The sequence below is a fragment of the Pseudomonas sp. SJZ078 genome, assembly GCF_007828255.1.
Classification (GTDB): Bacteria; Pseudomonadota; Gammaproteobacteria; order Pseudomonadales; family Pseudomonadaceae; genus Aquipseudomonas.
In genome coordinates this window covers 1-8,944 of the sequence record NZ_VIUG01000065.1, presented here as the reverse complement: position 1 = coordinate 8,944, position 8,944 = coordinate 1, and the positions used below count along the sequence as shown (strand labels likewise).

Annotated in this window: 14 protein-coding genes and 1 pseudogene; 7 read left to right on the top strand and 8 right to left on the bottom strand. The window is 54.7% G+C overall.

All coding sequences use genetic code 11. From position 1 onward, the window contains the following. Positions 1 to 301: 301 nt before the first annotated feature. From FBY02_RS27740 to FBY02_RS27730, 3 genes are all read right to left on the bottom strand, one after another. Positions 302 to 589, bottom strand: coding sequence for a type II toxin-antitoxin system Phd/YefM family antitoxin (locus FBY02_RS27740; RefSeq protein ID WP_144931697.1), 288 nt, complete (start codon positions 587 to 589; stop codon positions 302 to 304). A 151-nt stretch (positions 590 to 740) separates the two neighbouring features. Continuing rightward, positions 741 to 1,271 carry a DUF2867 domain-containing protein gene (locus tag FBY02_RS27735; RefSeq protein ID WP_144931695.1) on the bottom strand — a complete coding sequence of 177 codons (531 nt, stop codon included), beginning with the start codon at positions 1,269 to 1,271 and terminating at the stop codon, positions 741 to 743. A gap of 30 nt (positions 1,272 to 1,301) precedes the next feature. Next, positions 1,302 to 1,922, bottom strand: coding sequence for a DJ-1/PfpI family protein (locus FBY02_RS27730; protein WP_144931693.1), 621 nt, complete (start codon positions 1,920 to 1,922; stop codon positions 1,302 to 1,304). Between the two features lie 96 nt (positions 1,923 to 2,018). Between FBY02_RS27730 and FBY02_RS27725 the strand changes: the two genes are divergently transcribed. Beyond that, entirely contained in the window at positions 2,019 to 2,579 is a 561-nt protein-coding gene (locus FBY02_RS27725; RefSeq protein ID WP_144931691.1) for a TetR/AcrR family transcriptional regulator, read from the top strand. Between the two features lie 480 nt (positions 2,580 to 3,059). Here FBY02_RS27725 and FBY02_RS28195 read toward each other — a convergent pair whose 3' ends face one another. After that, entirely contained in the window at positions 3,060 to 3,224 is a 165-nt protein-coding gene (locus tag FBY02_RS28195) for a hypothetical protein (RefSeq protein WP_178112000.1), read from the bottom strand. 239 nt (positions 3,225 to 3,463) lie between these two features. On the opposite strand from FBY02_RS28195, the gene FBY02_RS27710 reads away from it, so the two are divergent. The 4 genes and pseudogenes from FBY02_RS27710 to FBY02_RS27695 all read left to right on the top strand — a co-directional run bounded on the left by FBY02_RS27710 (position 3,464) and on the right by FBY02_RS27695 (position 5,768). Further along, entirely contained in the window at positions 3,464 to 3,691 is a 228-nt protein-coding gene (locus FBY02_RS27710; RefSeq protein ID WP_144931689.1) for a hypothetical protein, read from the top strand. 161 nt (positions 3,692 to 3,852) lie between these two features. Beyond that, positions 3,853 to 4,397: pseudogene (locus FBY02_RS27705) on the top strand (hypothetical protein). Between the two features lie 227 nt (positions 4,398 to 4,624). Beyond that, on the top strand, positions 4,625 to 5,221 hold the full coding sequence (locus FBY02_RS27700) for a DUF6338 family protein (RefSeq protein WP_144931688.1): 597 nt from the start codon (positions 4,625 to 4,627) through the stop codon (positions 5,219 to 5,221). A gap of 346 nt (positions 5,222 to 5,567) precedes the next feature. Beyond that, positions 5,568 to 5,768 (top strand): hypothetical protein, encoded by a 201-nt coding sequence (locus FBY02_RS27695; protein WP_144931686.1) that lies wholly within the window; start codon positions 5,568 to 5,570, stop codon positions 5,766 to 5,768. A 176-nt stretch (positions 5,769 to 5,944) separates the two neighbouring features. Here FBY02_RS27695 and FBY02_RS28940 read toward each other — a convergent pair whose 3' ends face one another. The 4 genes from FBY02_RS28940 to FBY02_RS27680 all read right to left on the bottom strand — a co-directional run bounded on the left by FBY02_RS28940 (position 5,945) and on the right by FBY02_RS27680 (position 7,858). Next, on the bottom strand, positions 5,945 to 6,100 hold the full coding sequence (locus FBY02_RS28940) for a DUF6434 domain-containing protein (protein ID WP_256664094.1): 156 nt from the start codon (positions 6,098 to 6,100) through the stop codon (positions 5,945 to 5,947). 137 nt (positions 6,101 to 6,237) lie between these two features. Further along, positions 6,238 to 6,639: a type II toxin-antitoxin system HicB family antitoxin gene (locus tag FBY02_RS27690; protein ID WP_144931684.1), complete on the bottom strand. Its 402-nt coding sequence runs from the start codon at positions 6,637 to 6,639 to the stop codon at positions 6,238 to 6,240. 36 nt (positions 6,640 to 6,675) lie between these two features. Continuing rightward, a complete protein-coding gene (locus tag FBY02_RS27685; protein ID WP_082460520.1) occupies positions 6,676 to 6,858 on the bottom strand; it encodes a type II toxin-antitoxin system HicA family toxin in 183 nt (60 codons plus the stop codon). Positions 6,859 to 6,973: 115 nt separating this feature from the next. Further along, positions 6,974 to 7,858, bottom strand: coding sequence for a LysR substrate-binding domain-containing protein (locus FBY02_RS27680; RefSeq protein ID WP_144931682.1), 885 nt, complete (start codon positions 7,856 to 7,858; stop codon positions 6,974 to 6,976). 106 nt (positions 7,859 to 7,964) lie between these two features. Between FBY02_RS27680 and FBY02_RS27675 the strand changes: the two genes are divergently transcribed. Continuing rightward, positions 7,965 to 8,414, top strand: coding sequence for a PACE efflux transporter (locus FBY02_RS27675; RefSeq protein ID WP_144931680.1), 450 nt, complete (start codon positions 7,965 to 7,967; stop codon positions 8,412 to 8,414). A 63-nt stretch (positions 8,415 to 8,477) separates the two neighbouring features. Further along, a complete protein-coding gene (locus FBY02_RS27670; RefSeq protein WP_144931678.1) occupies positions 8,478 to 8,819 on the top strand; it encodes a hypothetical protein in 342 nt (113 codons plus the stop codon). Positions 8,820 to 8,944 lie beyond the last annotated feature (125 nt).

The following is an 8,944-nucleotide window of genomic DNA, read 5'->3' as shown; positions in this document are numbered from 1 at the left end:
TTTTGTGTGGTGCAACACAAGCTGCCGACTCATGCAGGTCTCTTCAATATTCCAACTTCTTGATTTTTCGTAAGAAAATTCGGGGATTCCTCAGGGTCTGTCCCCGTTTATCCGCGTTGCGAGCAGAGGTACATCAAGAGGCGCAGGCATTGGAATAGATTTGTGGGGATCCCTCAGGGTCTGTCCCCAGTTTCCCCAGTTTCCCCAGTTTTCTCCTGGAGCTTTCACAAGAACTGGCGGCGGATGGCGCCGTCTAGTTTTCGCAGTTCTTCAGCGCCTTCGGATCCACTCGACTTCGTATTCAACGGCCGTTGGCGATATCTGCCTCGGCCTCGCCAATGAGATCGTTGAGAGATGCTCCAACAGGTGTTTCGTTGGCGTCGAGCCGTACCTTGACCAAGTGGACGAGTTCCAATTCGTCCAGGCGCTCGACCATCGCTTCGTAGACGTTTGCCGGGACCAGGTAACCCATAACTCGGTTGTGGTTCAGTACGGCCACGGGCAAGCCGTCGGCACCGTTTAAGACGGAAGAGGGGTTCTTCTTGAGCTCGGATACGCTGACGACCACATCGGCCAGAATGTTCTGCATAGATCAGACTCCTATATAGGTCTTCTGGTCATTTTAGGCTTGGGGTGGCATGTGTTCTGGATCTCGATTCCCAACCTCCAGATCCGGTCGATCTCTATATTACTTTCGATGGACGGGGTTAAACCCCAAAGGGCTTACAGCGCGTTCAGCCTCAGGAAGTGCTAGCCAACGGCCAACCGACCCGCGCCGCACGCAGAAGACTGGCCTTGACGACCAAGCGGTGAAACGGGGCAATCACCAAGATGTAGGCCCGACCCAGACGATTGTGGCACTGCACCACGGTTGAAAAGACCAATTGCCGACGGCCTTCCGGCTCTGTCTCTTCGCAACATAGGATCGATATCCGGAAGTCGAGGTGCTTGTCGTCCTCTCCCAGCACGATTTCAGTCTGGTTCGTGCTGTAGACCTTGAAGATTCCAATCCGATCAGCAAGGGTTGCCAGGTGTTTGGCTGTCTTGAGGCCAAAACAGGCAGCGAGGGTGTCCCGGATTCTCATGAGCCAGCCGATCCAGGAGGGCTGGTGGGAAAGGATGAATCGAGCCAGTAAATCCGGATTGCCAGAGGCGTCCGCCGGGAGCCGAATCGCAAAGGCGTCCGCCAGGTTCATCGACTTGTAAAGATGGGTGATGCCGGAACTGGCGGGGACTGGTACGGATGTAATGAGCTCAAATTCTCGGCGCATCGGGGGATCCTTCCTGAGTTCTGACACGAATTAATTGGATGCTGTTGAAGCGCCTACTTTCCCCTGGCGAATACTGAGTCCAATCAAGGCATCATAGAGTGCTTGCTGCCCAGTGGGCAGAACAGGGCGCAACGTCGCCCGGCGCTTGTCGACACCAAACCAGGATTCCACCAGCCATCCCACCAGATAAAGTGCAGACAGGCATCCGCCAGCGGTGGCAACGTTTCCCTGGCATACAAGAGGTTGATCCATGGACTCAAGTCCCAGGGCTTGCAAGCTCGATCGCGCATCCGGGTGTGTAGTCGCTTGGCCGTTAAGCAACCCAAGTCGTTCGAGAATGAAAGCGCCGGCGCATATGGAGCCGATTCGCTGGCGTCTGGCGTCAAGTTCAAACGACGGCAGGAAATCCGGGGCGGCAAGTGCGGCGGGGATACCTTCCTTGCCGCTGACGAACAATACCGCGTCGGCACTGTTGGCCTCGGACAGCGGACCGTGCACCGAAACAGGCAGGCCGTGCGCCGATCGCACAACAGGGCCGGAACCCACTATTCGGACGTGCCAATCCTCGGTGTTGCGGCCTAAGATGTCCCACATCAGGAACAGGTCGATATCAGTGAATTGGTCGAAAGCGACCAGAACGATCTTCTTCAATGCGAGCTCCATGACAAGTGCTGGTGCTCGTAACGTATCAATCGGTTGCGCACCCTACACAGTCTGTATGGTGCTAAACAGGGAGTGAAATAACGGGTGGAAAAACTAACGCGTCACCATTGGATCGCGGCTGGTTTTGAGGCCCTCGACCAAATAGGACACATGGGCGTTTCGGCCGAGAGTCTATCGCGTCGATTGAATGTGACCCGTGGATCGTTCTATCACCATTTCCGTAATCGCGAAGACTTTGTCCGCACTTTGCTGGCTGCTTGGGAAGAAGATTACACGGAGCGCATGCTCGCTTATGCGGCGCAGGGGCGGAGTGCGGGCGAGACCTTGAAACGCTATTTGAGTATTGCCGCTGAGAAACAACCAGGGCGGGAAGTCTCCATTCGAGCCTGGTCGTTGCACGATCCGTTGGTAAACGAGTTTCAGCAGCGTGTCGACACAAGACGGCTGGACTTCGCAATACGGACCTGCCGCCGCTTGCTCAATAGGCCTGGCGAAGCAGAAGTGATGGGGCAGATGGCCCATTTGTGCCTGATTGGCGGCCAACAGGCAGGGCTGCGGCGTGATGCCGCTCGCTTCAATGGTTTCATGCATCGCGCCCTTTCACTTTTCGAAGGGGCTCTTGCACCGTGGCGGGCTAAGTTGTGACCTGATACCTCCCGGCATAGACGCTATGGGCAGGCCATAGACTGCCGAGACTGGTGCTTGGTCCATAGGATACGACCATTGATCTTTCCTTCGGACCATGACTCGGTCACCAGAGAGCAATGCCCGCTCAGGTTCTCAACAAATGTCCTTGGGTAGCCTTCAGGCTCATCCCCACCAAGACGCATCCAATTTGGATCTGTCGAGGCCAGGGATCTGTAAGGAGTGCAGGCGGCCAATGTGAGCAGAGAGAGTGCCAAAACCAGCTTTTTCATAAAGTACCGATCAATCTGCAACATGGCTGACCACCGTCTATTTTCTCGTCCGTGAAGGCGGCCGATAAGTGTGCGGGCAGAAACTGGGCGTGTAGATAGACGGGGTTCTTTCCCAATGCGAGCTACGGCGAGGCGTTGCTGCAAGTGATGCTATACGACCCACCTCAATCGGCGGAAACCAGACAGCTGGGGGCAGGGCACCGCTTGATTAATCGACTGAAAAGAACGCATGTTCTTCTATGTCGATGTAGTAGAGCGGCTCACCCAAGTGGTTTCGAACTTTTCCGTCCTGGTGAATCCGGCCCAAGGGGGCACCATCGCTGCCATTGCCTTTGAAGACCAGGTAGCGGCCGTTCGTGTAGTTGTACGGCATTAACGTTCCTTATTCCGCCCTGACATTGGAACCCCTGGTTTGCCCACTCGCCGCACCCATCCATGACCCTTACCCGCAACGCTATCAGGTCAAGACTGACCATGCCCAATTTCTTCTGGCGTCTGTTGGCAAATCCATAAGGCGCCCGATGGTTCAGTCGTGTCGACCCGACTGGCTAGTCAATAATCTGTACATGATTTATATTTTTGTACAGGTTTTTGTAATGGGATGTAGGAAAAGTGACCCCCCTCGAAAAGCTGATTTCATGGCATGAAAGTTGGGCGCTGCGCAATCAGATCGTGAAATGCAAGAGCTGTGGTGCCGAGCAGTCCGAGAACGATAAGGCGCTGGCGTTCATTCATGAGCCGACCTGTCTGAATGCAAGATTTGCCAGCCAACCCTGGCAGGCGTTGGACGAGGTGAGAGAGGCTTATTGGGTTCCGCCGGCAACTTCGTCAACGGATTAGAGCGGGGAGAAATGAGTTTTGTGGTGTTGTCCCTGTTTCATAATGCCTCGGCTCGTGCTGGCAAAGTAATGATGCTAAGTTCTGCGCATTCAACGTGTGCGCTCATCTGGCCCCGCGGGAGTACCTGACCTCTCTCGACCATTCTGTGGATATGGACGTCAATGAACAAAACCAAGCTCTCGATTGCGCTGTCCTGCGCTGTTGCCGTCTTGATGTTGAGTGGGTGCGCTGCCTCTGTGAAAAGTGGCGGGACTGAGACGCTGGTCATCCAGGAATCGGCCAAGCAGAACCTGGTCGTCAACTTCCAGGGAAACAGCAAGGTTGAACAGAACGAGGACTGGTCTCGCCTGAAGCAAGAATGGAGTGATGCCCTGCAAGTGGAAGCGACTCGCGCGGGCTACCACCTTGCCGAAGCCCAGCCGACAAGCCTCGACGGCAAAGACGTGTCGGCATCAAGATCAACGTAACCAATTTCCGTTACCTGACCCCAAGCGCCCGTTACGGAGCCGGTGTCATGGTAGGCAATGCGTGGGTCAACTCTCGCGCAGATTACTCGGACCTGAAATCAGGCCGTCTGATTGGCACCCGGACCTATGATACGTCGTCATCTGCTTGGGAAGGTGTCATGTCGGCCATGACCCAAGAACAGGTTCAGGCTATTTCTCAGCAAATCATCAGTGACATCAAGAGCGCGAAAGCCAAGTGAATACGAGGACAGGCTGCGATTGGGTGGACTCCGTGGTGCCATGATCTTACGTGTAACCAAAGATCAAGAGCCATGGAGTGAATACGGATGACGCAATGGCGAACACAAGGATTCTGGAGCAAAGCACGGATCTATGCCGTGCTGGCACTTATCGCGGTGTTTAGTTTAATTCCCTCCGTCGCCCGATGGTGACTCGGACTTGCCAACTGGATGGAAGAAATTGCAATTTGGACGAATTAGTAAAAGAAGTGATCCCGCTGCTGCAGTATTTGATTCCAGGTTTTTTGACTGCATGGATTTTCTACTCGCTGACAGCATTCAAACGGCCCGACACTTTCGGTCAGATTGTCCAGGCGCTGATTTTCACCTTCGTGATTCATGGCGCTGTTTTAGTAATCAAAGCTGGACTGCTGTGGATAGGCTCCAAGGGGTATACGGTTGGACTATGGGATATAAAAGCCGAGGCTTTCTGGTCCTTCGTGGTTTCAGTCCAGCTCGGCTTGCTGTCCTGCTATTGCACTACAAACGATAAGCTTCATGCCTGGTTGCGGAATAAAAATATTACGAAGCAAACCTCCTATCCAAGTGAGTGGTACAGCACATTCGCAAGGCATGAAAGATTTGTGGTTTTGCATCTGAACGATGAGCGACGTCTTTATGGTTGGCCTTCCGAATGGCCGTCGGATCCATCGAGCGGGCAGTTTGTGATCGAGGGGCCAAGCTGGCTCGAAGATGAGGGCGAGCGGCCTTTCGGGGCGGATTTTGTGGTTGTAGATTCATCGAAGGTACAATGGGTCGAGTTCACCAAGGACGTTTCGGAGTAATTACATGACGAGCAAAGCTCCACAGCCGATGCCCGGCGGCGGAAAATGGGTGTCTACTCAAGACGAAAAGTGCAAATCAACGCCGCAGAACGTTAGGCCCAAGGCTCCCTCAGCACCGCCTCCGCCCAAAAATAAGTGATTGTGGGCGATGACGAAGATCTTACCCCTGGCTTGCTTAGGCGTGTAGCGTCCGCAAGCTTTCGTTTCCAACATAAATTGCCCTTTCCTGGAAGGAAATCAGTTCTGCTGAGGTCCTTAGACGGCATGCTCTACTCTGGGTCATGTGTGCAGATGGGGAGTCGCCGCACTGCAGCTGACGAAGCACGCCCTGAGGAAGGGTTGATCAATGCCTAAGAAACAGCAGGAAAGCAAAGCAGTGACTGCTGCTGACATCGAACGCTCTATCCAGGCACTGAACAAAATGGCTGAACGCCTCTGGGGCGATGGTCGGGAAGCTGAGGCGAAAGCGCTGATCGATGCCTTGGATGCGTTAAATAGAGCCCTCGACCGGATCAGGATTGGTGAAAGCCGCAGGGTGCTTCATTGACGAGAAGAGCAGGCCGAAACGCTTAATGCCAGTCAGTTAAGCCACAAACCTGTGGGAGCAAAGCTTGCTCGCGATAACGACAGACCCGTCAACATTGCTGCTGACTGACTTAGCGCAATCGCGAGAAAGCTTTGCTCCCACAGGTTTTGTGCCGTTTGATCCTTAACTGACTGGTATTAGGCTGGAGCACTTTGAGTGGACCGGTCAGATGGGGGGCTCAGCGGCGTGTGTCTAGCCATTGGTCCGACACATCGTACCTTCTGCGTGTTTCGGTAGTTCTTGTCGATAAGTGTGGATCGAGTGATAGGTCCCGAGTGCCAATCGAAAGCCATGATCATTCCTTTGATTGATGCCGGTCACCGGCGCTGCATTGAAAATAGAATGGGAGACGGGAACAGACCACGATTATGAGAGGGGCTGAATAAAGTGAATTAGAATCGTGGTCTGTCGCAAATTTTTAAGCCGTGGTTTAACGACCAAGTTTTTCCATGGCTGCATCAGCCAGGAAGGATGAGCGACTCTTGATGTTGTGATCCCGGACGAAGCGGTCGATCTGTTGTACAACAAAGCCTGGCAGGGTCACGTTGACCTTCTCGGTTTTGCCCAGATAAGGCGTGATGTCCACTTCCAGCATGCCCCAGCCCATATCAGCAAACTCTGGATTGCTCCGGTGATGAGCTGTTGTAGACGGCATTGGGATCGCTTTGCCGCTTGACGCAATCTCCTCGAGCATAATATTGGCGATCTCGACGGCGGCACTGTAAGCCTCCTCGAATGTGTCGCCAGCGGTGATCGCGCCAGGAATGTCTGGAATCTGAATGCCGATGGCGGTTTTCTCGTCGCCCCACTCGATGCAGATTGGATATTGCATAGGTATCTCCTCAGGAGGTGCAGAGGGTCAAGCCGGCTACATCAACCCAGCCAGTTTCTTGATCGCTCTTACAGTTCCGATTGGTAGGTCTTTTTTTGGATGTGGCACTGGAACTGTCTGGGATCTGTTTGGATGCTTGAACATGTGATGGCTCCCGGTTACTCGATCCAAAACCCACCCAGCGGCTTCAAGCTCCTTTATCAATTGCCTGCTCTGCACCTCCATCTCCTTGGTTGATAGATGGAGGAATCATGACTCCAGGCGCATCTTTTTGCAAATTTTTTATGTGCCCGGGAAATGCTCTTCAAGACGAACCATGAAGAGTCCCTGATGCTCAGCCCATAGTCTGTTTCAGCAGCCACCCCCTAAAAACCCGCACCGCCGCTTGCCGCTCCCGCCCCGGCACGCACACCACGCTATACCGGGCCCCCTGCAGACGCACCTCAGGGCGATAGCCAGCCAATTGCCCTCGCGCAACCGCGTCAGCAACCAACACGTTACTGGCCAGCACCAACCCATGCCCGGCAATGGCTGCCTGCAGCGCATGTTGTTCCTCGTCATAACGTCGCAAGCGCGCGTTATCCAGCCAGCTCTGGGTACCTGCCGCGGTGCACCAGGCTGGCCAGTCGACCGCGACGCTTGAGTGGCTCAACCACGGCACGTCGATGAGCTCGATAGGGGCATTCTCTGCGGGCGGTTGCCAGTCGGGGCGGCAATAGACGCCGAAGTGCTCATCCAATAAAGGCTGTTCGATCAGCTGTGGGTCAGGGGTGAACAAGGCGCGGATCGCCAGGTCGATGCTTGCGTCACGCTGGAGGTCCACTACCTCGTTGCTGCTGTGCAGGCTGACGTCGATATCCGGGTACAACCGATGGAAATCCCCAAGTCGGGGTATCAGCCACAGGCTGGCGAATGCCGGCGTGGTACTCACCACCAGGGACTGCGCAGCACACGGTGGCGACAGCATTTGCAGGCCGTGTTGGATATCGAGCAGGGCCCGGTGGATGTGTGGTTGAAGGCGCTCGCCGTCGGCGCTCAGGCGCACGTTCTGGCTGGAGCGTTCGAACAGTTGCACGCCAAGGAAGCCCTCAAGACTTTTGACCTGATGGGAGATCGCCGCCGGGCTGATGTTCAGTTCCTGGGCCGCTGCATTGAAGCTGCCTAGCCTTGCGGCGGACTCGAAGCCGCGCAGGGCGGTGAGGGGCAGTTTGGCGAACATGGGAGGGTGGGTTACTCAGGTTGAGCGTGGCTCAATTTAGCTCAATTGTGCGTGGGCGCTCAACTCGCCAGGCTGTGGTCTCCTCATCCAATCCAAGAGAGCAACGATGCAAAGCACCCCCCGCAAAATTCTCCAGGCGATCCTCTATGAGGCTGGCGGCGTCCTGTTCGTGGCGCCGGCCCTGGCGCTGACCTACGATCAAGGTCTGGTCTATTCGACCCAGCTGTCACTGGTGATTTCTGCCGTGGCGCTGGCCTGGAACATATTGTTCAACGGCCTGTTCGAACGGTGGGAGCGCCGCCAGTACCATCGCCATCGCAGTTGGCGACGGCGCTTGTTGCATTCCTTGGGATTCGAAGGCGGATTGACGCTGATTCTGACTCCGGTAATCGGGGCGTGGCTGAGCATCAGCCTTTGGCTGGCATTGATCACCAACCTGGGGTTGTTTGTGTTTTTCTTTTTCTATTCGCTGGTTTTTCAATGGGTGTTTGATCGAGTGTTCGATGTACCGCTTTCGGCGCAGCCCGATCAGGATGCCGAAAGTCCGGTGCTTTGATCCATTGCAATTTATCAATGCCTTGCTCGTGCATTAGTATTCCTTCCCCAAAATTCAGGAAGCATGGCCGTGAAAAACAGACTTATAGCGGGTGCGTTTTTTCTGTTGATGGCCATGACTGTTCAATCTGCCTACAGCAGTGGGGTGGACGAGTCCGAAGAGAATGCATCATTGCTCTGCAAGATGCTGGATGGCATGGATGCGTTGACCCAGGCTTCTGAGTTCTCGGCCGAGAATCATACGGTCAATATTGTCATCGACGGGACTTCGGAAGACGCCAGCAAACTCTGCCCGCAGATTCTCGCCCTCGTCGAGGAGAATGAACTGGTCTTTACCCAAGGCTGGGCCGTGGAAATCAATTCTTCCAGCCCGGATTATGCCGTTATTGGTACTTGTCCGTTGTAGTCAGGCGATTTAACACGGTCAGACGCTCAGTGAACTGGCTTAATGATCCCGGACACCTCTTAAGGGCGATATGATTCGCCCCATCAGGAGGATCCATGCAAGAGCGAAAGACCTACACCCGCGAG

Coding starts and splice junctions, on each gene's coding strand:
- FBY02_RS27735 (WP_144931695.1), bottom strand. CDS start 1,271: ATGCGCCGAGAATTTGAGCTCATTACATCCGTACCAGTCCCCGCCAGT.
- FBY02_RS28940 (WP_256664094.1), bottom strand. CDS start 6,100: ATGGCTTTCGATTGGCACTCGGGACCTATCACTCGATCCACACTTATC.
- FBY02_RS28195 (WP_178112000.1), bottom strand. CDS start 3,224: ATGCCGTACAACTACACGAACGGCCGCTACCTGGTCTTCAAAGGCAAT.
- FBY02_RS27690 (WP_144931684.1), bottom strand. CDS start 6,639: ATGCAATATCCAATCTGCATCGAGTGGGGCGACGAGAAAACCGCCATC.
- FBY02_RS27680 (WP_144931682.1), bottom strand. CDS start 7,858: ATGTTCGCCAAACTGCCCCTCACCGCCCTGCGCGGCTTCGAGTCCGCC.
- FBY02_RS27670 (WP_144931678.1), top strand. CDS start 8,478: ATGGCCGTGAAAAACAGACTTATAGCGGGTGCGTTTTTTCTGTTGATG.
- FBY02_RS27740 (WP_144931697.1), bottom strand. CDS start 589: ATGCAGAACATTCTGGCCGATGTGGTCGTCAGCGTATCCGAGCTCAAG.
- FBY02_RS27695 (WP_144931686.1), top strand. CDS start 5,568: ATGCCTAAGAAACAGCAGGAAAGCAAAGCAGTGACTGCTGCTGACATC.
- FBY02_RS27675 (WP_144931680.1), top strand. CDS start 7,965: ATGCAAAGCACCCCCCGCAAAATTCTCCAGGCGATCCTCTATGAGGCT.